The sequence below is a fragment of the Kitasatospora sp. SUK 42 genome (assembly GCF_015776785.2).
Lineage (GTDB): Bacteria > Actinomycetota > Actinomycetes > Streptomycetales > Streptomycetaceae > Kitasatospora.
In genome coordinates, this window is sequence record NZ_LFMD02000007.1 from 887,331 (window position 1) to 912,326 (window position 24,996).

At 72.9% G+C, this 24,996-nt stretch carries 22 protein-coding genes; 9 read left to right on the top strand and 13 right to left on the bottom strand.

The features are described from left to right. Window positions 1–99 precede the first annotated feature (99 nt). Complete coding sequence (locus RZ50_RS25600; protein WP_196950749.1) at window positions 100–1,656, top strand: NCS2 family permease; 1,557 nt, start codon at window positions 100–102, stop codon at window positions 1,654–1,656. Window positions 1,657–1,769: 113 nt separating this feature from the next. Continuing rightward, entirely contained in the window at window positions 1,770–2,948 is a 1,179-nt protein-coding gene (locus RZ50_RS25605; RefSeq protein ID WP_196950764.1) for an XdhC/CoxI family protein, read from the top strand. 90 nt (window positions 2,949–3,038) lie between these two features. Here RZ50_RS25605 and RZ50_RS25610 read toward each other — a convergent pair whose 3' ends face one another. The 13 genes from RZ50_RS25610 to RZ50_RS25670 form a co-directional block, all read right to left on the bottom strand. After that, entirely contained in the window at window positions 3,039–3,659 is a 621-nt protein-coding gene (locus RZ50_RS25610; RefSeq protein ID WP_196950748.1) for a LysE family translocator, read from the bottom strand. Window positions 3,660–3,715: 56 nt separating this feature from the next. Further along, window positions 3,716–4,537, bottom strand: coding sequence for an aminoglycoside phosphotransferase family protein (locus tag RZ50_RS30240; protein ID WP_196950747.1), 822 nt, complete (start codon window positions 4,535–4,537; stop codon window positions 3,716–3,718). A 70-nt stretch (window positions 4,538–4,607) separates the two neighbouring features. Continuing rightward, window positions 4,608–6,332 (bottom strand): SDR family oxidoreductase, encoded by a 1,725-nt coding sequence (locus RZ50_RS25620; protein WP_196950746.1) that lies wholly within the window; start codon window positions 6,330–6,332, stop codon window positions 4,608–4,610. Continuing rightward, on the bottom strand, window positions 6,329–7,273 hold the full coding sequence (locus RZ50_RS25625; RefSeq protein WP_196950745.1) for a M24 family metallopeptidase: 945 nt from the start codon (window positions 7,271–7,273) through the stop codon (window positions 6,329–6,331). Before RZ50_RS25625 ends, RZ50_RS25620 begins: the two co-directional genes overlap by 4 nt. A gap of 11 nt (window positions 7,274–7,284) precedes the next feature. Continuing rightward, window positions 7,285–8,373, bottom strand: a complete 1,089-nt coding sequence (locus RZ50_RS25630; protein ID WP_196950744.1) for a PDR/VanB family oxidoreductase — start codon at window positions 8,371–8,373, stop codon at window positions 7,285–7,287. Window positions 8,374–8,519: 146 nt separating this feature from the next. Further along, on the bottom strand, window positions 8,520–9,437 hold the full coding sequence (locus RZ50_RS25635) for a metal-dependent hydrolase (protein ID WP_196950743.1): 918 nt from the start codon (window positions 9,435–9,437) through the stop codon (window positions 8,520–8,522). Window positions 9,438–9,652: 215 nt separating this feature from the next. Continuing rightward, the gene (locus RZ50_RS25640; protein ID WP_196950742.1) at window positions 9,653–10,432 is read right to left on the bottom strand and encodes an IclR family transcriptional regulator; all 780 of its coding nucleotides are present in this window, start codon (window positions 10,430–10,432) and stop codon (window positions 9,653–9,655) included. A 285-nt stretch (window positions 10,433–10,717) separates the two neighbouring features. Further along, entirely contained in the window at window positions 10,718–12,178 is a 1,461-nt protein-coding gene (locus tag RZ50_RS25645; protein WP_196950741.1) for a catalase, read from the bottom strand. Window positions 12,179–12,240: 62 nt separating this feature from the next. After that, a complete protein-coding gene (alc, locus tag RZ50_RS25650) occupies window positions 12,241–13,521 on the bottom strand; it encodes an allantoicase (RefSeq protein WP_196950740.1) in 1,281 nt (426 codons plus the stop codon). A gap of 9 nt (window positions 13,522–13,530) precedes the next feature. Beyond that, complete coding sequence (allB, locus tag RZ50_RS25655) at window positions 13,531–14,970, bottom strand: allantoinase AllB (RefSeq protein ID WP_196950739.1); 1,440 nt, start codon at window positions 14,968–14,970, stop codon at window positions 13,531–13,533. A gap of 125 nt (window positions 14,971–15,095) precedes the next feature. Beyond that, a complete protein-coding gene (locus tag RZ50_RS25660) occupies window positions 15,096–16,238 on the bottom strand; it encodes a glycerate kinase (RefSeq protein WP_196950738.1) in 1,143 nt (380 codons plus the stop codon). A 460-nt stretch (window positions 16,239–16,698) separates the two neighbouring features. Continuing rightward, window positions 16,699–17,592: a 2-hydroxy-3-oxopropionate reductase gene (locus tag RZ50_RS25665; RefSeq protein WP_196950737.1), complete on the bottom strand. Its 894-nt coding sequence runs from the start codon at window positions 17,590–17,592 to the stop codon at window positions 16,699–16,701. A 153-nt stretch (window positions 17,593–17,745) separates the two neighbouring features. After that, a complete protein-coding gene (locus RZ50_RS25670; RefSeq protein ID WP_196950763.1) occupies window positions 17,746–18,588 on the bottom strand; it encodes a hydroxypyruvate isomerase family protein in 843 nt (280 codons plus the stop codon). 216 nt (window positions 18,589–18,804) lie between these two features. Here RZ50_RS25670 and RZ50_RS25675 point away from each other — a divergent pair, with 216 nt between their 5' ends. The 7 genes from RZ50_RS25675 to RZ50_RS25705 all read left to right on the top strand — a co-directional run bounded on the left by RZ50_RS25675 (window position 18,805) and on the right by RZ50_RS25705 (window position 24,882). Then, window positions 18,805–19,050 (top strand): thiamine-binding protein, encoded by a 246-nt coding sequence (locus RZ50_RS25675; protein ID WP_256463776.1) that lies wholly within the window; start codon window positions 18,805–18,807, stop codon window positions 19,048–19,050. Continuing rightward, complete coding sequence (locus tag RZ50_RS25680; RefSeq protein ID WP_196950735.1) at window positions 19,047–19,427, top strand: helix-turn-helix domain-containing protein; 381 nt, start codon at window positions 19,047–19,049, stop codon at window positions 19,425–19,427. Before RZ50_RS25675 ends, RZ50_RS25680 begins: the two co-directional genes overlap by 4 nt. Window positions 19,428–19,697: 270 nt before the next feature. After that, complete coding sequence (gene uraD, locus RZ50_RS25685; protein WP_196950734.1) at window positions 19,698–20,201, top strand: 2-oxo-4-hydroxy-4-carboxy-5-ureidoimidazoline decarboxylase; 504 nt, start codon at window positions 19,698–19,700, stop codon at window positions 20,199–20,201. A gap of 134 nt (window positions 20,202–20,335) precedes the next feature. Then, window positions 20,336–20,671, top strand: coding sequence for a hydroxyisourate hydrolase (uraH, locus tag RZ50_RS25690; protein ID WP_196950733.1), 336 nt, complete (start codon window positions 20,336–20,338; stop codon window positions 20,669–20,671). Window positions 20,672–20,698: 27 nt separating this feature from the next. After that, complete coding sequence (pucL, locus tag RZ50_RS25695) at window positions 20,699–21,619, top strand: factor-independent urate hydroxylase (protein WP_196950732.1); 921 nt, start codon at window positions 20,699–20,701, stop codon at window positions 21,617–21,619. A gap of 342 nt (window positions 21,620–21,961) precedes the next feature. Beyond that, the gene (locus RZ50_RS25700) at window positions 21,962–23,425 is read left to right on the top strand and encodes a nucleobase:cation symporter-2 family protein (RefSeq protein ID WP_196950731.1); all 1,464 of its coding nucleotides are present in this window, start codon (window positions 21,962–21,964) and stop codon (window positions 23,423–23,425) included. A 71-nt stretch (window positions 23,426–23,496) separates the two neighbouring features. Next, window positions 23,497–24,882 (top strand): 8-oxoguanine deaminase, encoded by a 1,386-nt coding sequence (locus RZ50_RS25705; RefSeq protein ID WP_196950730.1) that lies wholly within the window; start codon window positions 23,497–23,499, stop codon window positions 24,880–24,882. Window positions 24,883–24,996: the final 114 nt, after the last annotated feature.

Consider the following 24,996-nt stretch of genomic DNA (forward strand, 5'->3'; position numbering starts at 1 on the left):
GCCCAGTGAGTCGATACCGTCCCCCCCCGTGCCGCCCTCGTCGACCGGCGGCCAGGTCGGCTCGCCCACCCCAACCCCCTGTGACACTTGGGAGTGGACATGACCAGGATCCCCACGGAGCCCGGCACCACCGGAGCAGACAGACCCGCCGAGGACGGGCCCCACCCCTCGCCCCCGGCACCGCCATCAGCGCAGGCAGCACCATCAGCGCAGGCGCCACCACCAGCGCAGGCACCGCCATCAGCGCAGGCACCGCGTGCGAACGGCGCGCTGGACGCGTACTTCAGGATCTCGGCCCGCGGATCGACCCTCGCCAACGAACTGCGCGGCGGCCTCACCACCTTCATGGCGATGGCCTACATCATCCTGCTCAACCCGCTGATCCTCAGCGGCGCGGACGTCAACGGCGTCAAGCTCGACCAGGCCGCGCTGACCACCGCCACCGCGCTCGCGGCCGCCGTCACCACCGTCCTGATGGGCGTGGTCGGCAACGTGCCGCTGGCCCTGGCCGCCGGGCTCTCGGTCTCCGGCGCGGTCTCCGCCCTGGTCGTGCCGCACACCACCTGGCCGCAGGCGATGGGCCTGTGCGTGATCTACGGCCTGCTGATCGTGCTGCTGGTGGTCTCCGGCCTGCGGGAGAAGATCATGAACGGCATCCCGCTGCCGCTCAAGCACGCGATCACCATCGGCATCGGCCTGTTCGTCACGGTCATCGGCCTCCACAAGGCCGGCTTCCTGCACACCGGCGGCCCCACCCCGCTCTCGCTCGGCCCGGCCGGCGAGCTGACCGGCTGGCCGGTGCTGGTCTTCTGTGTCACCCTGCTGGCGATCTTCGTCCTGATGGCGCGCGGCGTCCGCGGCGCGATCCTGATCGGCATCGCCGGCGGCACCGCCCTCGCGATGGTCGTCGACAGGGCCGCGCACGTACCCGCGGCCGCCTGGCGCAACTCCGCCCCGGTGTGGCCCGGCAGTCCGGTCTCCGCACCCGACTTCGGCCTGTTCGGCCACGTCGACCTGTTCGGCGCCTTCGGCGCCCACGGCATGGGCGCCATCAGCGCCTCGGTCGCGGTGTTCACCCTCGTCCTGGCCGGCTTCTTCGACGCGATGGCCACCATCATCGGCGTCGGCACCGAGGCCGGACTGGCGGACGAACGGGGCCGGATGCCCGGACTGTCCAAGGCCCTGTTCATCGACGGCGCCGGCGGCGCGGTCGGCGGCCTGGCGGGCGCCTCCGGCCAGACGGTGTTCGTCGAGTCCGCGACCGGCGTCGGCGACGGCGCCCGGACCGGCCTCGCCTCCACCGTCACCGGCGCGCTGTTCGCGCTGATGCTGTTCTTCTCACCGCTGGCCGGCATCGTCCCGGTCGAAGTCGCCTCCGCCGCCCTGGTGGTGATCGGCTCGATGATGATGAGTCAGGCCCGGCACGTCGACTGGGCCGACCGCGAGGTCGCCGTCCCCGCGTTCCTCACCTGCGTGCTGATGCCGTTCACCTACAGCATCACGGCGGGCGTCGCGGCCGGGGTCGTCTCGTACACGGTGATCAGGGCCGGCCGGGGCGGGTGGCGCGAGCCCGGGGCGCTGATGTGGATCCTCACCGCGGTGTTCGTCGTCTACTTCGCGCTCAGTCCGATCAAGTCCTGGCTGGGCGTGCACTAGCGCCGTCGGATCACGGCGGTACCGCCGATTGAGCACAACCGCCGCCGTACGGGATCGTTTCCCGTACGGCGGCGTCTCCCGCTACCGTCGAAACCGTGAAGGAGCTCTCCGACATGCAGGACATCGCCGAACGGTTGCAGGCGTGGCACGCGTCCGGGCGCGCCTTCGCCGTGGCCACCGTGGTCGGGGTCTCCGGCAGCGCCCCCCGCGACCCGGGCGCGGCACTGGCCGTGGACATGGCCGGGGAGGCGATCGGCAGCGTCTCCGGCGGGTGCGTCGAGGGAGCGGTGTACGAGCTGTGCCGGGCCGCGATCGAGAGCGGCGAGCCGGTGCTGGAGCGCTTCGGCTACAGCGACGAGGACGCCTTCGCCGTCGGGCTGACCTGCGGCGGGACCCTCGACGTGTTCGTCCAGCCGATCGTGCCGGGAACGGATCCCGGACTGGACGCCGGCATCGCCCGCATCGCCACCGGCGAGCCGGTCGCGCTCGCCCGGGTGATAGCCGGGCCGGGCGGGCTGGTCGGCGCCACCCTCGCGGTCACCGCCTCCGGCGCCTTCGGGGCCCTCTCGGTCGGACCGTCCACGGTGGGCGCGCTGGAGCGGGCGGTGGTCGCCGAGGCACGGGCGATGCTGGACGCCGGGCACACCGGGCGGATCGTGCTCGGCCTGGACGGGCGGCCCTGCGACGAACACCAGCAGGGGACGGTCACCTGCTTCGTCGAGTCCTACGTGCCGGCACCGCGGATGCTGGTGTTCGGCGCGATCGACTTCGCCGCCGCCGTGGTGCGGATCGGCAAGTTCCTCGGCTACCACGTCACGGTCTGCGACGCCCGGCCGGTCTTCGCCACCACGCGGCGCTTCCCGGACGCCGACGAGGTGGTCGTCGACTGGCCGCACCGCTACCTCGACTCCCAGCTCGGCCGGATCGACGGGCGCACCGTGCTGTGCGTGCTCACCCACGACGCCAAGTTCGACATCCCGCTGCTGGAGCGCGCCCTGCGACTGCCGCTCGGCTACGTCGGTGCGATGGGCTCGCGCCGCACCCACCGCGACCGGATGGCCCGGCTGCGCGAGGCCGGGCTGACGGACGCCGAGCTCGCCCGGCTGCGCTCCCCGATCGGGCTCGACCTCGGCTCCCGTACGCCCGAGGAGACGGCGGTCTCGGTCGCCGCCGAGATCATCGCCCACCGGCGCGGCGGCAGCTGCCTGCCGCTGAGCGCCGGGGACGGGCCGATCCACCACGACGTGGCCGAGGCGGAGGGCCGCCAGGGGCCGCGGACGCACGCGGCGTGAGCCGGGCGGGTCACATCAGCCGGGGTCGGACCAGTCGGGTTCGGACTGGTCGGGTTCGGACTGGTCGGGTTCGGACTGGTCGGGCCCGGATCAGTCGGTGAGCGCCAGCTTCAGGCCGAAGCCCACCACCACCACGCCGGTCACCCGGTCCATCAGGCGTCGGGCGGCCGGCTTGCGCAGCCAGCCGCGCAGCACCTGGGCGAAGCCGACCAGGACGGTCGACCAGAGCACGCCCTCCACGACGTGGACGCAGGTCAGCGCCACCCCGGCGGCGAAGTGCGGGGCCCCGGCGGGGATGAACTGCGGCAGCACGGCCACGTAGAACACCCCGACCTTGGGGTTCAGCAGGTTGGTCAGTGAGCCGCGCCGCCAGCCGTACCCGAAGCCGCCCTCGGCCGGCGCCTCCTCGACCGCGGTCTGGTCGCCCCGGTTGCGCAGCATCCCGATGCCCATCCACACCAGGTACGCGGCACCGGCCCAGCGCAGCACCTCGTACGCCACCTGCGAGGCGGTCAGCAGTGCCGTCACCCCCGCCGAGGTCAGCGTCCCCCAGATCAGCGTCCCGGTCTGGATCCCGAGCACGACCCCCCACGCCTGCCGGCGCCGCCCCAGCGCGGAGGTCCGGAGGATCAGCGCGGTGTCGAGCCCGGGGGTGAGCGTGAGCAGCCCCACGACGAGGGCGAAGGACCACAGAGCGGTTGTCATCTCCATGGACCTCGATGCTCTCACAGCCTCGAACGGCCCCCGTCAGCCGGTGTCGGCGGTGCTCAGCCGCCCGTACCGTCGCCGTCGCTGTCGCTGTCGCCGTCGCTGTCGCTGTCGCTGTCGAGGAGCAGTGTGCGTTCGGCGCGGAGCCAGGAGCGCTCGGCCGCCATCTCGGCCGCGTCACCGCGGGCGAGGAACGTCGCCCACGGCTCCTGGCCGAGCCCGCCGAGCCGTTCGATGCGCTCGGCCTCGCGGGACTGGACGGCGTCCAGCGCGTCGAGCACGGCCGCCGGCTGCGCTCCGTAGGCGGCGCACAGGGCGTCGAGGCGGCCGCGCAGGACGGGTGCACCGGCGACCGATGCCCTGCGCTGCTGCTCGACGGGGCGCAACGGCACGGCGTACCAGGCGAGTTGCGCGAGGTCGTCGAGGGCGTGGCCGGGCGCGGCGAAGTCCCAGTCGATGAAGCCGACCAGGCTGTCGCCGGTCCAGATGGAGTTCCACGGGCCGAGGTCGCCGTGCCGGATGACCATGCCGGGCCGCCACTCCTCCTCCTGGCCCTGCCACCGCGCGTCGGCCGGCGGCCGGAAGTCCCGGACGGCGTCGTGGTATTCGCGTAGCCAGCGCCCGAGTTCGACGACTCCGCCGGTCGAGCGCAGGGGCGACGGCCAGGGGCTGAAGGCGGGTTCGCCGTGCAGCAGCGACAGCACCTCGTCGGTGCCGTCGATGCCGATGGGTCGCGGGGCCCGGGTGAAGCCCACCGCTTCGAGGTGGGTCAACAGGGCGTGCACCGCGGGCGTCCACTCGCCGACCGGGCGGCGGATCGTCTCGCCGATCCGCCGCACCGTGGTCACACTGCCCTTGTCCGTAGCGCCATCCTCGATCACCGGGTCAGCGTAGCCGGACGCCCGCGCAGGTGTCCCGGCCGATGTTCCGGGTGACGTCCCGGCCGCCGTCTCAGGTGACGTTGAGGCGGGCGGCGAGGCGGAGGAGGCCGGGGCTGAGGCGGGAGAGGAGGCGGGCGGCCTTCGCCTCGGGGGTGACCGGGACGACGGGCTTGCCGGTGCGGACGGCGGTCAGGATGGCGGTGGCGACCTTCTCCGGGGGGAAGCCGCGGCGGGCGTAGAGCTTCGCGGCGCGGGCCTGCTTCGCGGACTGCTCGACGGCGGTGGTGGCGGAGAAGGTGGAGGTGCGGGTGATGTTGGTGTTGACGATGCCCGGGCAGATGGTGGAGACACCGATGCCGTGGCCGACGAACTCGGCGCGCAGGCAGTCGGAGAGCATGAACACCGCGGCCTTGCTGGTGGCGTAGGCGGTGAGCGCCTTGGACGGCAGGTAGGCGGCGGCCGAGGAGACGTTGACGATGTGTCCGCCCTGGCCGCTGTCGGCCATCAGGGTGCCGAAGGCGCGGCAGCCGTGGATCACGCCCCAGAGGTTGACGTCCAGGACCCGCTGCCACTCCTTCTCGGTGGTCTGGAGGAACGTCCCGGAGTGGCCGATGCCCGCGTTGTTGACCATCACGTCGGGCACGCCGTGCTCGGCGGCGACGGTCTGCGCGAAGGCGTCCATCGCGGCGCCGTCGGAGACGTCCACCCGGTAGGCGTGCGCCTGCGGACCGATCAGCGAGGCGAGTTCGGCGGTGCGCTCGGCGGCGGCGAGGTCGAGGTCGCAGACCACCACCCGGGCGCCGTCCTCGGCGAAGGCCAGCGCGGTGGCCCGTCCGATGCCGCTGCCGCCGCCGGTCACCACCACCAACCGTCCCTCGCCCTCAGCGGGTTGGGCGCCCCCTTTGTCGATGCGGGCGGTGAACTCGCGGACCATGCCGGCCACGGTGGCTCCCTTCTCCAGCAGCGCCGACCAGTGGCCGGCGTGCAGCGTCCGTCGGGTCAGGTTCGGCACCCAGCGCTCCAGGCCCTCGGAGAGGTAGGTGCCGACGTAGCGGTCCCGGGTGAGGGTGATCAGCTGGACCGGCACCTCGGTCGGCCGCTCGCGCGGGCTGCCCAGGGTGGGGCGGAAGTTGGCCCGGTAGAGCTCGATGCCGCGCACCGCGTCGCGGCGCAGGCTGCGCTGCGGGTGGTCGGCGCGCGGGGTGACGTGCTCCAGGTCGCGCAGCACCCTCGGCCAGGCCCGGGCCAGGCCGAGGCGCCAGACGGCGGGGGCGAGGAAGGGCAGGTGGAAGGCGGTGATGTACCAGGAGTGCGCGCCCTGGTGGAGCAGCTGCCGCAGGTGGCGGGGGGTGGGGCGGCGCAGCCGGTGGCGCAGCCAGTGGCCCATGTGGTCCAGGCTGGGGCCGGACACGGTGGTGTACGAGGCGATCCGGTGCTCGGCGCCGGGGGCGGTGACGGCCTCCCAGGACTGGATCGAGCCCCAGTCGTGGGCGAGCAGGTGGACCGGGCGGTCCGGGCTGACCGCGTCGGCGACGGCGAACAGGTCTTCGGCGAGCTGCTCCAGGCGGTAGCCGGCCCGGTCGGCGGGGACGCCGGACTCCCCGGCGCCGCGCACGTCGTAGCGGACCACGTGGTGGTCGCGGGCGAGGTCGGCGGCGATGTCGTCCCAGACGGCGTGGGTGTCGGGGTAGCCGTGGACGAGGAGGACGGTGGGGGCGGCCGGGTCGCCCTGCTCGAAGACGGCGAGCGGGAGGCCGCCGGAGTGGACGGTGCGGCGGCGGACGGGGGGCGTCATCGGGTGGCCTCCAGGGTGTCGGTCGGCTCGGCGGCGGTCGACGCGGTGGCCGGCGCGGTGGCCGACCCGGTGGTCCAGCGGCGGACGTGCGGGAGGTCGTCGTCGAGCCAGTAGGCGTCGTCCTCGGTGACCACCAGCAGTTCCTCGAACTTGATGCCCACGCCGCGGAAGCCGATGTGCGGCTCGACCGCCCACAGGCCCGGAGTGGGTGCGTGCCGGGACGACCGGCCGTCCGCCCACAGCGGTGAACGGCCGTGCAGCCGCTCGGAGATGAGCTCACGGCCGAGGGTCTGGAGGGTACGCACACCGAAGCCGAAGACGTTCACCCCGGCCGGGCCGCGCACGGTGGTGCGGGTGACCTGGTGGCCGATCACCCGGCCCGGGTAGACCTGGTGCCGGTTGTCGTAGCCGTGCGCGGCGATCTGCGCGTCCACGGCGGCGTAGACCTCGTTCAGAGGCCTGCGGGCGCGCACCTCGGTGAGGATCAGCTCGCGGTAGACCTTCAGGTCGGCGGCCAGGCGGTCCCAGACCCGGTTCTCGCCGACCTTGCCGCCGTAGCCGATGTCGGCGGTGTAGCCGTCCACGATGGGGGCGCAGTCCAGCACGTACGGCATGCCCTCCTCCAGGCGGCGGTTGCCGGCGAAGAACTGGAGCGGGGTGTGGAAGTGCCGGAAGGCCGTGCGGTCGCCGAACCAGGCGAAGGGGACGTGGAAGAAGTCCTGCACCCCGGCGGCGACCAGGCGGCGGCGCAGCTCGGCGGTGGCCTGCCGCTCGGTGACGCCCGGTTCGATCCAGGCGGCGACCTGTTCGGCGCAGTCGTAGGCGAGCTGCTGGGTCGCGCGGAAGCGGGCGAGGTCGTGCTCGGTGTAGGGGAAGGCGGGGAACGCGGAGGACGCGGGGGACGCGGGGGTCGCGTGGGTCGCTTTCGCCAGCGGGGGCATCGGGGCTCCTTCTAGAGGTCGAGCACGAGGGTCTCGCCCTCGGCGGCCCGGGAGACGCAGGGCAGGAGGGCGCCGGCGGCGCGCTGCTCGGGGGTGAGGCGGCGGTCCCGATGGTCGGGCTCTCCGGAGACCAGGCGGACCTCGCAGGTGCCGCAGAAGCCCTGGTGGCAGGAGTACGGGAGGTCGGGGCGGGCCTCGCGCAGCACGTCCAGGGCGGAGCGGTCGGCGGGGACGTCGAGGGTCGGGCCGTCGGCGCCCAGGCGCACGGCGAAGGGCCGGCCGTCGGTGACCGGGGCGGCACCGAAGCGCTCGAAGTGCAGGGCGGTGGCCGGGGATCCGTCCAGGGCCCGCTGGACGGCGGTGAGCATCGGGGCCGGGCCGCAGCAGTAGACGGCGGCGCCGCGCGGGGCGTGGGCGAGCAGTTCGGCGCCGGTGGGGACGCCGCCGTGCGCGTCGTCGGTGCGCAGCACCACGCGGTGCGGGTCGAGGGCGCGCAGCTCCTCCGCGTACGGGAGGGTGTCGGCGCTGCGCCCGACGTGGACCAGGCGCCAGTCGAGGCCGTGCCGTTGCGCCTCGCGGGCCATCGGGAGGAGGGGGGTGATGCCGATGCCGCCGGCGAGCAGGAGGACGGCGGGCTCGGTGCAGAAGGCGAAGCCGTTGCGCGGGCGGCGGGCGGTGAGACGGGCGCCCGGGTGCAGGGTGTCGTGGATCTCGACGGATCCGCCGCCGCCCTCGGGCAGCCGCCGTACGGCGATCCGGTAGCCGTGGCGGTCGGCCGGGTCGCCGCTGAGCGAGTAGTGGCGCTCGCGGCCGGAGGGCAGGGCGAGGCGCAGGTGGGCGCCGGGCTGCCAGGGGGGCAGTGGCCCACCGGAGGGGTCGGCGAGGGTCAACTCGATGACGTCGGATGCGAGTTGGCGGCGGGCGGCGACGACCAGCTGGAGCAGCGGGGTGGGGCGGCTGAACGGGCGGCGGGGGTTGCGGCGCAGCAGCGGGCCACCGAGCGCCGGGGAGTAGCGGTCGCCGAAGGCGGTGAGCCAGCGGATGAAGGAGTCGGCCCGGGGGCGGCCGTAGAGGTCGGGGGGCGGGGTGAGCAGATCCATCCGGCGGGGTCCTTGGGGAGGGGGTGGCGAGCGGGCGGGCGGGCGCCGGGCTTCGGCGGTCGGGGTTCGGCGTTCAGATTTCAGCGTTCGGATTTCAGCGAACAGATGACGTTTTCTGTTCGCTGAAATCTGTCAGCTGTCAGCCGTCAGCTGTTCGCAGCCGCCGCGCGGGCGGCCGGGGATGTGGCCAGGTAGCCCAGCGCCTGACTGGAGGACCCCTCCTGGGTCGGGTGGTAGCCCGGCCTCAGGTACCGCAGCCCGGAGCGGACCGACTTCATCGGATCCGGCAGCAGCCCGCGCTTGGCGATCCGGCCCGCCTCCCGCCAGGTCGGCTTGAGCCGCCCCTCCAGCGTCGGGTCGGCGGCGAGCATGAACCGGGCGCCGCGCACCCACAGATGGACCAGCAGCGGCCCGGACATCATCATCCCGCGCACCCGGCGCAGATACCCCGGGTCCAGGTGGACCATCAGGTCGAAGGCGACGCTGCGGTGTTCGACCTCCTCGGCGCCGTGCCAGCGCAGCAGGTCGAGCATGGTCGGGTCGGCCTTCGCCCGGTCCAGGCCGGGCGAGTTGAGGGCCCAGTTGCCGAGGAAGGCGGTGAAATGCTCGATCGCCGCGATGAAGGCGACCCGCTCGATGATGTTCTCCCGCCGCCGGGCCGGCGCCAGGCCCGGCTTGTCGCCCAGGACGCGCTGGAACAGCCAGGAGATCTGCCGGACGTACGGGCGCGGGTCGAGCCCCTGGCCGAGCAGGTGGGCGAGCACCTCCTCGTGCGCCTCGGCGTGGATGGCCTCCTGCCCGATGAAGCCGAGCACCTCCTCGCGCAGCTGCTCGTCCCGGATCAGCGGCAGCGCCTCCTTGAACACCCGGACGAACCAGCGCTCGCCCTCGGGCAGCAGCAGGTGCAGCACGTTGATGACGTGGGTGGCCATCGGCTCGTCCGGGATCCAGTGCAGCGGCAGCTGGGACCAGTCGAAGCGGACGTCCCGGGGCTCCAGGACGAGGCTTTCGTGCACGCGCGCGGCGGGGGCGGCGAGGGCGGGGACAGGGGTGGTTCGGGTCATGACAGGCCCTCCTGACCTGGGCGGGCGGCTCGGCTGAGGGAAACGTACTCGCGGGTAGCGGCCGGGACAAGGGTTTCGGCAACTCTTATCGACATCGAGTCTAATAAGTGATGTGCACCCGGGGACGGCCGCTGAAACACCACCAGGGGAGCGGCCGGGACGACGAGGGCCCCGCCGGACGCGGCACGTCCGGCGGGGCCCGTCGGGCGGACGGCTCAGACCGCCATCGCCAGCATCAGCGGCGCCGCCCGGGCCGCCAGCAGCTCGGCGGCGGCCTTCAGCTTGTGGATGTTGTCCGCCGGCATCGAGGTCGCCAGGCAGCCGACCGTGCTGCCCGCCGTGATCGGCACCGCCGCGCACACCGTGCCGAGCGCGTACTCCTGGATGTCCAGCACCGGCACCGTGGCCGGCTGCCGCTCCAGCCGGTGCATCAGCTGGTCCGCGTCGGTGACCGTACGGGAGGTGAGCCGGGCGACCGGGTGCCGGGAGAGGTGGTCGCGCCGGGCGTCCGCGTCCAGCTGGCCGAGCAGGCACTTGCCGATCGCGCTGGCGTGCGCGGTGGCCCGGAAGTCCACCCACTCCTGCACGGCCGGCGCGAAGTCGGACGCCGAGACCGCCTCGACCGACAACTCCCCGTCGTGGTAGCGGCTGAAGTACACCGCGGCACCCAACTCGTCACGGAGTTCGGCGAGTTTGCGGTTCAGCCGGGCCTTGACCAGCTGTTCCCGGTTGTGCTGCCCGAGCAGGGCGAAGGTGCCCCCGAGCACCCAACCCCCGTCCTGGCACTGGAGGTAGCCCTCGATCTCCAGGATCTCCGCGAGCCGCCGCACGGTCGGCAGGCCGAGCGAGGTCTCCCGCGCGAGGGCGACCAGGGTGGCGCCGTCGGGGTGCCGGTCGACGGCCTCCAGCAGTCTGAGGGCGTGCTGCAGGGAGGTGAACGGGCCCGGCAGGCCCTGGTCCAAAGCGGCGTGACGACCCGGGGCTGGTGTCGACATGTCGTCCCCTTCCGATGTCCCCCCACGGAGCGACCGCGGGCGGTCTCCAGCCTATCGACCCCGCGGCCCCGGCAACTGCCGTCCGTGAATATCCGTGAGCATTCCGTGGAGCACGGCTCGGCCACCTGGTAGAAGGGGCGGCCACCCGACGCCGACGGGCCCCTCCCCCACTGCCCTGGGGGGAGGGGCCCGTCGTGCGGCCGCCGGGTTGCGGGCCCCGGTGGCCGTGCGGATACGGATGGTCGGAGGAGCCGGACGAGCGGACGGACGGTCGGCTCGTCCGGCTCAGCCCTCGTCGCCCGCGCGCAGCTTGGCGACGGCCGCCGCGACCCGGGCGCCGTACTCCTCGTCGGCGGCGTGGAAGTGGGCCAGGTTCTTCTCGACGACGTCGTCCCGTGTCACCTGCGACAGGAAGCCCGCGATGTTGCCGACCAGGCGGGCCTTCTCCCCCTCCGACATCAGCCGGTACAGCTCACCGGCCTGGAAGAAGTCGTCGTCCTTGCTGTGGGCCGGCGTGGTGTAGGTGCCGGTGTGGCCGTTCACCTTGACCGGCGCGGCGAGCGCCTCGTCGGTCTGGGCCGGGCCGTCGTACGAGTTGGGCTCGTAGTTCCTGCCGCGGCCGGCACCGTTGACGGCCATGAGCCCGTCCCGGCCGTAGTTGTTCGCCTCGGTGGCGCGCGGGGCGTTCACCGGCAGCAGGGTGTGGTTGACGCCGAGGCGGTAGCGCTGGGCGTCGGCGTAGGCGAACAGACGGCCCTGGAGCATCTTGTCCGGGGACGGGCCGATGCCGGGCACGAAGTTGTTCGGCGAGAACGCGGCCTGCTCGACCTCGGCGAAGACGTTCTCCGGGTTCCTGTTGAGCACCAGGCGCCCGACCTTGACCAGCGGGTAGTCGGCGTGCGGCCACACCTTGGTGAGGTCGAAGGGGTTGAAGCGGTAGTCCGCGGCCTCGGCGACCGGCATCAGCTGGACGTGGAGGGTCCAGGACGGGAAGACCCCTCGCTCGATGGCCTGGTGCAGGTCGCGCTGGTGCGAGTCGGCGTCGGCGCCGACCACCTCGGCGGCCTGGTCCCCGTCCAGGCTGCGGATGCCCTGGTTGGTCTTGAAGTGGTACTTCACCCAGTAGGCCTCGCCCTCGGCGTTGACCCACTGGTAGGTGTGCGAGCCGTAGCCGTTCATGTGGCGGTAGCTGGCCGGGATGCCGCGGTCGCCGAACAGCCAGGTGATCTGGTGGGTCGAGGCCGGCGAGTGGGCCCAGAAGTCCCAGACGTTGTCCGCCTCCTGCACGCCGGTGTACGGGTCGCGCTTCTGCGAGTGGATGAAGTCGGGGAACTTGACCGGGTCCTTGATGAAGAACACCGGGGTGTTGTTGCCGACCAGGTCGTAGTTGCCCTGCTCGGTGTAGAACTTCAGGGCGAAGCCGCGCGGGTCGCGCACCGCGTCGCTGGCACCCAGGTTGCCGGCCACGGTGGAGAAGCGCAGGAAGACCTCGGTGCGCTTGCCGACCTCGGACAGGAACGCCGCCCGGGTGTACCGCGACACCTCGTCGGTGACCTCGAAGTAGCCGTACGCGCCGGAGCCCCGGGCGTGCACGACCCGCTCCGGGATGCGCTCACGGTTGAACCGGGCCAGCTTCTCCAGCAGGTGCTGGTCCTGGATCAGCAGCGGGCCGTACTCGCCGGCCGAGGCCGAGTTCTGGTTGTCGGCGACCGGGGCACCGGACTCCGTGGTCAGGATCTTGGACATGGAGGGTCCTTCGGATATCGATAAACGCGGTGCGTGGAGAGTGAGATGACGGTGCGTCAGTTTCAGGTGCCGAGCAGGCGCCGGACGGCCTCACGGCGGCGGTCCGAAGCATCCGAGCCGTCCGAGCCGTCCGAACTGCCGGGGCCGTCGGCCGGCCGGAGGGCGGCGACCGCGGCGGCGACCGCGGCCGGGTCCGCCAGCGGGCGGGCGGCGGCCAGCTCGGCGGCCTCCGTGCCGGTCAGGCCGGCCCCGGTGAGGGCGTCCGCGGCCTCGGCGGCCGGGGCGGCGTTGAACCAGCGCAGCGCGAGGGCCGCGCGGCCGGCCCCGGTGAGGCGGCCGGTGAGCCGGAGGCGGGCGAGCCCGCCGTCCGGGTAGACGTTGATCCGCACATGGGTCACCGGACGGCCCGCGTCGAGCCGGAAGCGGTGCCGGGTGTCGGGCTGGAGCCGGGTGCGGGGCAGGAGTTCGAACCACTCGCCGTCGGCCGGGTCCTGCCCGGCCGAGGCGTCGAAGCCGATCAGGTCGGCCCAGCCGGGGGCATTGGCGACGAAGTAGGAGGTGTCCACCTCGGCGGCCAGGACCTCACCGCCCCCGGCCAGGGCGATCTGCACCCAGTCGTTGGCCTTGTCGCGCCGACGCCGGGTCTCCCAGCCATCGCCCATGACGGAGGCTCGGCCGGGAGCGTTCAGGTTGTGCGGGGAGGAGAAGTAGCGGTCGGAGGCCGCCTCGGCCACGCCGCCGAACTCCTGGGCGGCCAGGTCGAAGGTGAGGCCGTCGAGTTCGCGCGGGTCGGGCAGCACCTCGCCGTGCACCCGGAGCCGGGCGACGCCGCCGTCCGGGAAGATGTTCAGCCGCACGTGGGTGTACCGGGTGCCGTCCTCGACGGCGAACTCGTGGGCGGTGTCGCCCTGCAGCGGGGTGCGCGGCACCACCGTCCTCCACTCGGCGCCGTCCAGCTCCTCGGGCGAGGGGTGGCCGGGTACAGAGGCGGCCTCGACCGAGGCGCTCTCCGGGTAGTTGCCGGTGAAGTGGGCGGTGTCGACGATCACGCCGCGGATCACCCCGGCGGCGCCGAGCCGGACGATCGCCCAGTCGTGGTCCTGGTCGGTGGGGTGCGGCTGCTCGGCGGAGACGCCACGCCGACGCTTGGACTCCCAGCCGTCCATGATCTGGCCCTTGTGGCCGAAGGTGTGCGGGCGGAACTCGGCCGGCTTCGCGACCAGCAGGTTCTCCGCGTCGGCGAAGGTGTCCTCGTTCGTGGCGACGACGCCCGCGCCGAGCAGCCGGGAGGCCAGGTCGACCAGCTCGGTGAAGGGAGCGCTCGGGGTGTCGGCAGTGGTCACTGACTCTCCTCAGAAGACGTTGTCGGACGGGGTGACGGCGGGCCGGGTGAGCGGGCGCCCGAAGGGCTCGGCGCCGGTGTCCACCACGCGGCCGCGCAGCCAGGTGGTGCGGACCGCACCGGTGAGCGTCCGGCCCGCGTACGGGGTCACCGGGTTGCGGTGGTGCAACCCGGCGGCCCGGACGGCGAGTTCGCCGTCGGGGTCGAAGGCGACCAGGTCGGCGTCGTGGCCGACCGCGATGGCGCCCTTGGTGCCGCTGAGGCCGGCCAGCTCGGCCGGTCCGGCGGACATCCAGCGCACCACGTCGGCCAGGGTGTGGCCGCGGCGGCGGGCCTCGGTCCAGACGGCCGGCAGGCCCAGCTGGAGCGAGGCGATGCCGCCCCAGGCGGCCGCGAAGTCGCCGCTGCCGCCGTACTCGGGCAGCAGTTTGAGGTCGGGGGTGGACGGCGAGTGGTCGGAGACGACGGCGATGAACTCGCCGTTCGCCAGGGCCTCCCAGAGCGCGTCGCGGTTGGCCTCGTCGCGGATCGGCGGGCAGCACTTGAAGGCGGTGTCGCCGTCCGGCACCTGCTCGGCGGCGAGGGTCAGGTAGTGCGGGCAGGTCTCGGCGCTCACCCGTACGCCGTCGGCGCGGGCCTGGCGCAGCAGCGGCAGCACGGCCGCCGAGGAGACGTGCAGGATGTGCACCCGGGCGCCGGTGCGCCGGGCGGTGTCGAGCAGGTGGGCGACGGCGGCGGTCTCCGCGTCGGCGGGACGGGAGGCGAGGAAGTCCCGGTAGTGGACGCCGGGTTGTTGCGGTGCGGCGGCCAGGACGGCCGGGTCCTCGGCGTGGATGATCGCCAGCGCCCCGATCCGGGCCTGTTCGGCCAGGGCGGCCTCCAGGTCGGCGGCCTCGACGTGCGGGAACTCGTCGACGCCGGACGGGGCGAGGAAGCTCTTGAAGCCGAACACGCCCGCCCGGTGCAGGGGTTCGAGGTCGGCGACGTTGCCGGGGACCGCTCCGCCCCAGAAGCCGAGGTCGACCCAGGCCTGGCCTTCGGCGGTCTTCCGCTTGACCTCCAGCGCCTCCACCGTGGTGGTGGGCGGGATGGAGTTGAGCGGCATGTCGATGACGGTGGTGACGCCGCCGGCCGCGGCCGCCCGGGTGGCGGTGGCGAAGCCCTCCCACTCGGTACGGCCGGGCTCGTTGACGTGCACGTGGGTGTCGACCAGGCCGGGCAGCAGGGCGGTGTCACCGAGGTCGGCGATCCCGCCGGCGTCCGCCGCGGACCCGGCCGCGAACTCGGCCGTGCGCTCGGCAGTGGGCTCGGCGGTGGGCTCGGCGGTGAACGTGCCGTACGCGGCGACCTCGACGATCTTCCCGTCCCGGATCAGCACGTCCGCGGGACGCTCGCCGCCGGGCAGGACCACCCGTCGGGAGCGGATCACCGTCGGCTGGCTGAAAGGCATGGGGGACCTCCGAAACCTGGAAGTTGAGGGTGGTTTGGGGGGCGCGGAACGCCGGAGGAACCGAAGGATTGCCGGGAGCCTAGGCCCGCCTTCAACAAAACGTCAATGGTGGAACGTCCAAGGGATCAGCCCCGTAGCAGCTCCCCGGCCAACCGCTCCCCCGCGGCCTCGGCCAGCTCGGCGGCCCTGGTCAGGCTGTCCCCCGGGTGCTCCGCCAGGTCGGTGAGCGCGAGCGCGGCGGCGAACCCGGCCGCCCGCCACTCCGGCTCGGACAGCTCCAGCCGGCCCGCCACGGCGGCCACCCGGACCCCCGCCCGGGCAGCCGCTGCGGCGACTCCGGCGGGGGCCTTGCCGTGGAGCGTCTGCGCGTCCAGGCAGCCCTCGCCGGTGACGACGAGGCGTGCCCCGCGCACGGCCTCGTCGAAACCCAGCAGTTCGAGCAGCAGCTCGATACCGGGTCGCATGGTGGCGCCGAGCAGGGCGAGGGCGGCGAAGCCCACCCCGCCGGCGGCCCCCGCGCCAGGGGCCTCCCGTACGTCGCGGCCGGTCACCGCGGCGACCTGGTCGGCGAAGCGGGTCAGCCCCTCCTCCAGGACCACCAGGTCGTCCGCGTCGGCACCCTTCTGCGGACCGTAGACGGCGGCGGCGCCGCGCGGGCCGAGCAGCGGGTTGTCCACGTCGCAGGCGACCACCAGCTCGACGCCGGTCAGCAGCTCGGCCGACCGGCCCGGGTCGATCCGGTCGAGTCGGCGCAACGCTCCCCCGCCGGGCGGGAGTTCGGTGCCGTCGGCATCGAGCAGGCGTACCCCGAGCGCCTGCACCATGCCCGCCCCGCCGTCGGTGCACGCACTGCCGCCGAGGCCCAGCACGATCCGTTTGGCGCCCAGCGACACCGCCCGGCCGATCAGCTGGCCGACCCCGTAGGAGCCGGCCGCGAGCGGGGCCGTCCGGCCGCCGGGCAGCCGGGCGAGCCCGGAGGCCTGGGCCAGCTCGACCACGGCGGTGTCACCACTGACGGCGAGGGCGGCGTCCACCGGCAGGCCGGTCGGGCCCGCCACCTTGGCCGGGACGCGGGTGAAGCCGGCCGCGAGCGCGGCGGCCAGGGTGCCCTCGCCGCCGTCGGCGACGGGCAGTTCGCGCACCTCGGTACCGGGCGCGGCGCGCCGGATGCCGGCGGCGATCCGGGCGGCGGCCTCGGCGCCCTCCAGGGTGCCCTTGAACTTGTCCGGAGCTACGACCACATGGCCCTGGCGGGGGGTGGGGGGCATGAGGCGGTCCTCGCTTCTGTACGGGGTCTGGCGTTGGTTCGACGACGTGCGTCCAGCATGTGCCCGGTGCCCTCGGTGGTGCGACCCCCTCCCGGGTGGTGCGACCCCCTCCGCGCCGTCCCCCTCGTCCCGCTTCCGACGTACGAGAGGCTCCCCTCGGCGGGGAGGGGGCCAGGCGACGCGCATCGGGCACGACCGAGGTGCCCCCCGGGGGAGGGTGTGCGCGTCACCGGCTGGATCGACCGGCGGGCGGGCGGATGAGCCCCGGCCCGCACGCCGGTCGGGTCCGGCCTCCTGGCGGCGCGGGCACGACCGGATCAGGTACACGCCGCCAGGAGGAGCTTGGGGCCGGGGGCTCCGCGCGGGAGCCCCCGGGTGGGCCGGCAGGCCTCGCGGCCGACAGGTCCCGTGACCGTCAGGCCTCGGGGCCGGCAGGCCTCGGGGCCGGCAGGCCTCGCGGCTACTCGACCTCGCGGCCCGAGAGCCGCTCGACACCGCGCAGGAGCGCCGAGTGGTCCAGCGAGCCGTCGCCGTTGGCCCGGGCGGAGGCGACCAGCTGGGCCACCACGGCGCCGACCGGCAGCGCGGCGCCCACGGCGCGGGCGGCGTCGGTGACGATGCCCATGTCCTTGTGGTGCAGGTCGATCCGGAAGCCGGGGGCGAACTCCCGGTTGATCATGTTCGCCCTCTTGCGGTTGAGCACGGTGGAGCCGGCCAGCCCGCCGCCGAGCACGTCCAGCGCGGCGCCGAGGTCGACGCCGGCGTTCTCCAGGAACACCACGGCCTCGGCGAGCACCTGGATGTTGACGGCCACGATCAGCTGGTTGGCGGCCTTGACGGTCTGGCCGGCGCCGGCCGGGCCGACGTGGACGACCGTGGTGCCGAGTGCGTCGAACAGCGGCTTGGCCTCGGCGAAGTCCTCCGCCGCGCCGCCGACCATGATGGACAGCACCGCCTCGACGGCCCCGGCCTCGCCGCCGGAGACCGGCGCGTCCAGGGCGCGCACGCCCTTCGCCCGGGCGGCCTCGCCGACCTTGATGGAGGTCTGCGGGGTGATCGAGGACATGTCGATCACCAGGGTGCCCGCCCCGACGTTCTCCAGGACGCCGTCCTCGCCGAGGATGACCGCCTCAACGTGCGGGTCGGCCGGGACCATGGTGATGACGACCTCGGCGTCCTTCACCGCGTCCGCGATGCTGGTGGCGCCGTGGCCGCCGGCCGCGATCACGGTGTCGATCGAGGCCTGGGAGAGGTCGAAGCCGGTCACGTGGTGGCCGGCCTTGACCAGGTTGACGGCCATGGGCTTGCCCATGATGCCGAGACCGACGAAGGCAATCTTGCGGGAGGCGCTCATCGCGTCGCGTTCCTTACGTGTGCGGGTGGGGTGGCCGGCCGGGCGGGCCTCCGGACGGGCGGTGCGGTTCCCGGACCGTTCCGGGCCGGGCACTACCGGGCAGGGCGCTGTCGGACAGGTCGCGACCGGACGGTTCGTCGCCGGGCGACCGCGCTACCGGGCGGCGCGCAGCTCGCGCGGCAGCCAGTCGAAGCTGTCGGCGCTGACGCCGGTCGAGGGGCGGTACTCCAGGCCGATCGAACCGCTGTAACCGGCGGCGCTGAGCCGGGCGAACAGGTCCTCGAAGTCCAGTTCGCCGGTGCCGGGTTCGTTGCGGCCCGGGGTGTCGGCGATCTGCACGTGGCCGATCCGGTCGGCGTGGGTGTCGATGACGGCCGCCAGGTCCTCGCCGTTCCTGGCCAGGTGGTACAGGTCGCAGAGGAACTTGGCGTTCCCCAGGCCGGTGGCGGCGTTGACCTTGTCGACCACCTCGACCGCGGCGGCCGTGGAGACCAGCGGGTAGTCCGGGGACTCGGCCCTGTTGAGGGCCTCGATCAGCAGGACGGCGCCGATCCGGTGCGCGGCCCGGGCGGCGATCACCAGGTTCTCCAGCGCCAGCGCGTCCTGCTCGGCGGGCTCGACGCCCGCGATCCGGTTGCCGTACAGCGCGTTGAGCGCGGTGGCACCGAGCGAGGCGGCGAGCTCCGCGGCGACCGGGACGTTGGCGCGGAAGCGGTCCTTCTCGGACGGGACCGAGACGGTGCCACGGGCGCCCTGGGAGAGGTCGTCCAGGAAGTTGAGGCCGGTGAGCCGGACGCCCGCGTCGCTGAACGCCTTGCCGAGCGCGTCCAGTTCGGTCCGGCTCGGAGCGGGCTCCGGGCCGAAGGGCCACCACAGCTCGGCGGCGGTGAAGCCGGCCGCGGCTGCGGCTGCGGGACGTTCCAGCAAGGGGAGTTCGCCGAACAGGATCGACAGGTTGACCGTGAAGCCGTGCTTGGCTGCCGCCGTCACGTCCATCACCTCTCACTCTCTTCCTTCATCCACAACTTCCACGATCCGGAAGAGGGATTCTGTGTGGTGGAAGCATCTCCGGCCCGCGGAGCGAGTGTCAAGGCTGTCGCAACATTTTGTTGAAGAAGCCCCCGACCACCCCCCTGAGCCCCGGACGACCGTCCGGCCACCGGACCCCTGCCCGCCCCCACCCGCGCTCGATACAGTGATCCCGTGCGATTGATGGTGGAGTTCACGACAGAACCATTCGAAATGGACACGTTCCCGGAGCACGCCGCGGCGGCCCGCAACGTCGTCGACGAAGCCGGCCTGGACGTGTCGGTCGGCCCCTTCGGGACCGGCGCCGAGGGCGAGGCCGACCAGGTGCTCGCCGCGGTGACCCGACTGCTCCGGGAGACCCTGGAGGCCGGGGCCACCCGCATCTCCGTCCAGGTCAGCGTGCTGGGCGAGGAGGGCGGTACGCCGTGACCGAGCACGTGGAGCACCCGCTCGCCGCGGCGATCAAGCCGCTGCTGGACGCGGTCGGCGCGGTGCCCGTCCCGCTGGACGAGGCGAAGGCCGAGGACGTCGTCCTGGAGTGGGAGGGCGCCCCGGCCGTGGCCGTCCGGCTGCCGCACCTGAGCAGCGCGCTGGACCGGCTGCTGGCCGAGATGACCCGGCAGTTCGAGGGCCGCCCGCTGGCCGAGCTCGACCGGCTGGAGAAGCAGCGGGTCGTCGCCCTGCTGGAGGAGCGCGGCGCCTTCACCGTCCGCCACGGGGTCGAGACGGTCGCCTCGGCCCTGGGCGTCAGCCGCTTCACCGTGTACAACTACCTCAACCGCCAGGACAGCTCGAAGCCCTCCTGAGCGGGTGCGCACTCCCGGGCGGTGCCCCTTCCGACGGTCGGACGGGGGCCCGCCGGCCGGGTGGTCCCGACCGGTGCCGCCGACACGGATGGCGCGGATCGGCCCACGGCGCGGCGCACTTGGCGAATCGCACACGAAAGGGCCCGAGATCAGGGCGCGGCATCAGGGCCCGGTTCAAAACGTAACCACCAACCGTTCAACAAACTGTTGACCTAAGGGTGGGGCCGATCTAGCTTTTCCGGGTGGCACCACTCTTCAGGAGGTCCACTCGTGACCAACCACCCCCACACCCTTGACGCCCTGGCCGCGGCCGACGCCGCGGAGTTGACGGAGATCCTGCTGGAGGTATGCTCCAGCCCCCGCTGGGCCGCCGCCGTCGCGGAGGCCGAACCCTGGTCCAGCCGAGAGGCCCTCCTTGCCGCCAACGCGGCGGCGACGGCGGAGCTGACGGCCGCGGACCTGCACGACGCCATGACCGGACACGCCCGGATCGGCCGGCCCACGGCGGGCGACGCCACCTCCGAGCGCGAACAGGTCGGCATCCAGGGCGCGGACCAGGCCGTCCTGGACGAACTGCACGAGGCCAACAGCGCGTACGAGGCCAAGTTCGGCCACGTCTTCCTGATCTGCGCGACCGGCCGCACCGCGGTCACCATGCTCGCCGCCCTGCGCGAGCGGCACCCCAACGACCCCGCCACCGAGGCGGAGATCGTCCGGGGTGAGCTGCGCAAGATCAACGACATCCGGATCAACCGCCTGCTCGACGTGCCCTGATTTCTTCTGACACGTCGTCAGGAATGCTTCGTACGCCGATTCATGCCGCCCGACATGGCACTCTTTGTGAACCGGCGGGCCGGCATCAGATCTGACGCACCATCACTTCTGCCATCAGTAAGGTCACTCCACCCATGACTGGCATCTCCACCCATGTGCTCGACACCAGCCTCGGCCGCCCGGCCGAGGGAGTTCCGGTCGAGCTCGCACTGAACACCGAGGGTGGCTGGCAGGTGCTCGGCACCTCCGCCACGGACTCCGACGGCCGGGTCAAGGACCTGCCGGCCGTGGAGGCGGGCTCGGTCGTCCGGCTGCTCTTCGACACGAGCGCCTACCACGCGCTCACGTCCGAGGAGGCGCCGTTCTTCCCCGAGGTCTCGATCGTCTTCACGGTCGCGCCCGCGCAGCACCACTACCACGTGCCGCTGCTGCTGAACCCGTTCGGATACTCGGTCTACCGCGGAAGCTAGACCGACCAGGAACCCTAGGAGCCTGTCATGGCCCACGTGCTCGGTCAGAACCAGTACGGCAAGGCGGAGAACCGCATCGTCCGGGTCCACCGCGACTCCACCCGCCACGAGATCAAGGACCTCAACGTCTCGGTCTCCCTCCGGGGCGAGTTCGAGGACGTCCACCTCACCGGGTCCAACGCCAACTGCCTTCCCACCGACACCACCAAGAACACCGTCTTCGCCTTCGCCAAGGAGCACGGCATCGAGTCGGCCGAGGCCTTCGGCATCCTCCTGGCCCGGCACTTCGTCGACGACACCGAGCGCGGCGTCGTGCACGGCGCCCGGATCCGGATCGAGGAGTACACCTGGGACCGGATCAGGACGCCGGACAGCTCGGCCCGCTTCATCGGCTCCGAGGAGGTCGGCCACTCCTTCGTCCGCAACGGCCAGGAGATCCGCACCACCGAGATCGTCTACGACGGCGAGTCCGTCCAGGTCATCTCCGGCCTCAAGGACCTCGTCGTGATGAACTCCACCAACTCGGAGTTCTGGGGCTACATCAAGGACGGGTACACCACCCTGCGGGAGGCGTACGACCGCATCCTCGCCACCCAGGTCACCGCCCGCTGGAAGTACGGATACGGCGGCGGGGACAGCGAGGCCCAGCCCAACTGGAACCGCTCCTACGCCCAGGTGAAGCGGCACATGCTGGAGGCGTTCGCCGAGACCTACTCCTACTCGCTGCAGCAGACCCTGCACGCGATGGGCACCCGGGTCCTCAACAACCGCGCCGAGGTGGACGAGGTCCGTCTCGAACTGCCCAACAAGCACCACTTCCTCGTCGACCTGGAGCCCTTCGGCCTCAAGAACGAGAACGAGGTCTACTACGCCGCGGACCGCATGTACGGCCTGATCGAGGGCACCGTGCACCGCGAGGGCGTCGTCCCGGTGATCCCGGTCGCCTGATCTCCCCGGCTCCGTCCGCCCTGCCTGTTCCGTCCATCCCGTGTATCCCGTCCATCCCGTCCACCCCACCGACCCCATGGACACCACCCGGAGTCGCCGCACCCTCCGGCCCCCACGGGCCGGCCGAATCCGGGCGGACCGTACCGACCGCTCCAACCGCACCACCAGTATCTCCACCCCCACCCACCGGAGTTCGTGTCTGCCTCACGGCGGCCGGCCCGGGGTGCTGGAGAGGCCCGCCGAGGGACCCTTGCCCGCCGTCCCGCCCTCGGCCAGGAATCCACCGGCCGGCCTCCAGCGCCACGGGCGCGCCGGGAGCCACGGGCACAAGAGGGGCTCGACATGGCACCCAGCAACACCACCAGTAAAGACGGCGGTTCCACCCCGGCGAGAGTCAACGATCCTGATGATTCGTCAATCAGCCTCGGCAGTACGCCATCAGGGGCGGGAACCCACCCCGTGGACGAGGTGCTGCCCCCGGTGAAGCTGTTCTCCACCGGGCTCCAACACGTCGCCGCGATGTACGCGGGGGTCGTCGCACCCCCGCTCATCGTCGGCGCCGGCGTCGGGCTCTCCGCCGCCGACCTCGCCCTGCTCATCTCGGCCAGCCTGTTCACCGCCGGACTGGCCACCCTGCTCCAGACCCTCGGCATCTGGAAGATCGGCGCGCGGATGCCGTTCGTGAACGGCGTCTCGTTCGCGGGCGTCGCGCCCATGATCGCCATCGCCAAGGAACACGGCCCGAAGGACGCCCTCCCGGTGATCTTCGGAGCGGTGATCGTCGCGGGGGCCCTGTGCTTCCTCGCGGCACCGTACTTCTGCAGGCTCATCCGGTTCTTCCCCCCGGTCGTCCAGGGCACCGTGATCACCCTCATCGGGGTGTCCCTGCTTCCGGTGGCGGTCAACTGGGCGCGCGGCGGCTCGCCGAGCGCCCCCGGGTACGGCTCCATGCGGGCCATCGGCCTCGCCGCGATCACCCTCGTCGCGGTGGTGCTCTGCAACCGGCTGCTGCGCGGTTTCTGGCAGCAGCTGTCGCTGCTCATCGGTTTGGCGTTCGGCACCCTGATCGCCTTCCCGCTGGGGCTGGCCGACTTCGGCGCGGTCCAGGACGCGAAGGTCTTCTCGCTCCCCTCCCCGTTCCACTTCGGCGCGCCCGTGTTCGACGCGGCCGCGATCGCCTCGATGTGCATCGTCATGGTGGTCTCGATGACCGAGTCCACCGCCGACATGCTCGCCCTGGGCAAGATCGTCGACCGCGAGGCCGACGAACCCACGCTCGCCGCCGGCCTGCGCGCCGACGGGCTGGCCACCGCGCTCAGCCCCGTCTTCAACGGCTTCGCCGCCAGCGCCTTCGCCCAGAACATCGGGCTGGTCGCGCTGACGAGGATCCGCAGCCGTTTCGTGGTCGCGGCCGGCGGAGGCATCCTGATCCTGTTGGGGCTCTTCCCCGTGCTCGGGTCGGTCGTCTCCCTGGTGCCGCAGCCCGTCCTCGGCGGCGCCGGGATCGTGCTCTTCGGCACGGTCGCGGCGAGCGGCATCCGCACCCTCGCCGAGGCGGGCATGGAGTCCAGCTCCAACACCATCCTGGTGTCGGTCTCGCTCGGCGTCGGCATCATCCCGATCGCCGTACCGGCCTTCTACGACTCCTTCCCGGAGGCCGTCCGGACCCTGCTGCACTCGGGGATCTCGGCCGGCTGCGTGATGGCCGTCCTGCTCAACCTGCTCTTCCACCACGTCGGAGCCGCCCGCCGGCCCGGGCCGGGCCAGACCTCCGGCGCGACGGTGCCGAACGCGACGCCGTCCTGACCGGCCCGGAAGGGATGCGCGCCGCTCCAGGTGCGCACCCCTTCCGGCCCTCCCCCCATAGGAGCCCCGTCATGGCAGTCCAGCCCCCGCCCGCCGACCGGCGGATCGTGATCGAGAACGCCGCGATCGCCACCGTCGACGTCACCGGCACCGAGTACGCCCGCGGCCACGCCGTCATCCTCGGGAACACCATCGAGTCGGTCGGGGACGGGCCCGCGCCGGACCGGCTAGACAACGTGGCACGCCGGATCGACGGCGAGGGCCACCTGCTCACCCCCGGGCTGGTCAACACCCACCACCACTTCTACCAGTGGATCACCCGCGGCCTCGCCCAGGACGCCATCCTCTTCGACTGGCTCGTCGCCCTCTACCCCACCTGGGCGCGGATCGACGAGGACCTCGTGCACGCCGCCAGCCAGGGCTCGGCCGCCGCCCTGCTCAAGTCCGGCTGCACCACCGCCTCGGACCACCACTACGTGTTCCCCCGGGACGGCGGCGACGTGCTCGGCGCCTCGATCGAGGCCGTGCGGGAGCTCGGGCTGCGCTTCACCGCGCTGCGCGGCTCGATGGACCGGGGCAGGAAGAACGGCGGACTGCCGCCGGACCACGCGGTCGAGGAGCTCGACGACATCCTGGCGGCCTCCGAGGTCGCGGTGGACCGGTACCACGACGCCTCCTTCGGCTCGATGCTGCACGTCGCGCTGGCGCCGTGCTCGCCCTTCTCGGTCTCCACCGAACTGCTGCGCCGGTCCGCCGAACTCGCCCGCCGCAAGGGCGTGCGGCTGCACACCCACGGCTCGGAGACGGCCGAGGAGGAACGGTTCTGCAAGGAGCTGTTCGGGATGGGGCCGACCGACTACTTCGAGTCGGTGGGGTGGCTCGGCGAGGACGTCTGGATGGCGCACTGCGTGCACATGAACGACTCCGACATCGCCAAGTTCGCCGAGACCGGCACCGGCGTCGCGCACTGTCCGTCCTCCAACGCCCGGCTGGCCGCCGGGATCGCACGGGTGCCCGACATGCTCAGGGCGGGCGTTCCGGTGGGGCTCGGGGTGGACGGCACCGCCTCCAACGAGTCCGGCGAGCTCGGCACCGAGCTGCGCAACGCCCTGCTGATCAACCGGCTGCACGGCTACCCGACGGCGCTCACCGGGCGCCAGGCGCTGCGGCTGGGCACCATGGGCGGTGCCCGGCTGCTCGGGCGGCAGCACGAGATCGGCTCGATCGAGGCCGGCAAGCTGGCCGACCTGGCGCTGTGGAAGGTCGACGGGATCATGCACTCCTCGATCGCCGACCCGGTCGCGGCCCTCACCTTCGGTGCGCTGCCGCCGCTGTCGGTGCTGTTCGTCAACGGCAACGCCGTGGTCGAGAAGGGCGAGTTGACCACCGTGGACGAGGACCGGATCGCCCGCGCCTGCGCCCGCGCGGCCAAGGAACTCGCGGCCCGGCCGGTCTGACGGGACGGGGGCCCCGCTTCCGTGCCCGCCCCCTGTGCTCCGGGCCGCCCAGGGACGGTGCGTGACCCGGGATCCGCGCGCCTCCGGGCGGCGGGCGGGTGACGGCTGACAACT

Coding starts and splice junctions, on each gene's coding strand:
- RZ50_RS25600 (WP_196950749.1), top strand. CDS start 100: ATGACCAGGATCCCCACGGAGCCCGGCACCACCGGAGCAGACAGACCC.
- RZ50_RS25605 (WP_196950764.1), top strand. CDS start 1,770: ATGCAGGACATCGCCGAACGGTTGCAGGCGTGGCACGCGTCCGGGCGC.
- RZ50_RS25610 (WP_196950748.1), bottom strand. CDS start 3,659: ATGGAGATGACAACCGCTCTGTGGTCCTTCGCCCTCGTCGTGGGGCTG.
- RZ50_RS25620 (WP_196950746.1), bottom strand. CDS start 6,332: ATGACGCCCCCCGTCCGCCGCCGCACCGTCCACTCCGGCGGCCTCCCG.
- RZ50_RS25625 (WP_196950745.1), bottom strand. CDS start 7,273: ATGCCCCCGCTGGCGAAAGCGACCCACGCGACCCCCGCGTCCCCCGCG.
- RZ50_RS25630 (WP_196950744.1), bottom strand. CDS start 8,373: ATGGATCTGCTCACCCCGCCCCCCGACCTCTACGGCCGCCCCCGGGCC.
- RZ50_RS25635 (WP_196950743.1), bottom strand. CDS start 9,437: ATGACCCGAACCACCCCTGTCCCCGCCCTCGCCGCCCCCGCCGCGCGC.
- RZ50_RS25640 (WP_196950742.1), bottom strand. CDS start 10,432: ATGTCGACACCAGCCCCGGGTCGTCACGCCGCTTTGGACCAGGGCCTG.
- RZ50_RS25645 (WP_196950741.1), bottom strand. CDS start 12,178: ATGTCCAAGATCCTGACCACGGAGTCCGGTGCCCCGGTCGCCGACAAC.
- allB (WP_196950739.1), bottom strand. CDS start 14,970: ATGCCTTTCAGCCAGCCGACGGTGATCCGCTCCCGACGGGTGGTCCTG.
- RZ50_RS25660 (WP_196950738.1), bottom strand. CDS start 16,238: ATGCCCCCCACCCCCCGCCAGGGCCATGTGGTCGTAGCTCCGGACAAG.
- RZ50_RS25665 (WP_196950737.1), bottom strand. CDS start 17,592: ATGAGCGCCTCCCGCAAGATTGCCTTCGTCGGTCTCGGCATCATGGGC.
- RZ50_RS25670 (WP_196950763.1), bottom strand. CDS start 18,588: ATGGACGTGACGGCGGCAGCCAAGCACGGCTTCACGGTCAACCTGTCG.
- RZ50_RS25675 (WP_256463776.1), top strand. CDS start 18,805: ATGGTGGAGTTCACGACAGAACCATTCGAAATGGACACGTTCCCGGAG.
- uraH (WP_196950733.1), top strand. CDS start 20,336: ATGACTGGCATCTCCACCCATGTGCTCGACACCAGCCTCGGCCGCCCG.
- pucL (WP_196950732.1), top strand. CDS start 20,699: ATGGCCCACGTGCTCGGTCAGAACCAGTACGGCAAGGCGGAGAACCGC.
- RZ50_RS25700 (WP_196950731.1), top strand. CDS start 21,962: ATGGCACCCAGCAACACCACCAGTAAAGACGGCGGTTCCACCCCGGCG.
- RZ50_RS25705 (WP_196950730.1), top strand. CDS start 23,497: ATGGCAGTCCAGCCCCCGCCCGCCGACCGGCGGATCGTGATCGAGAAC.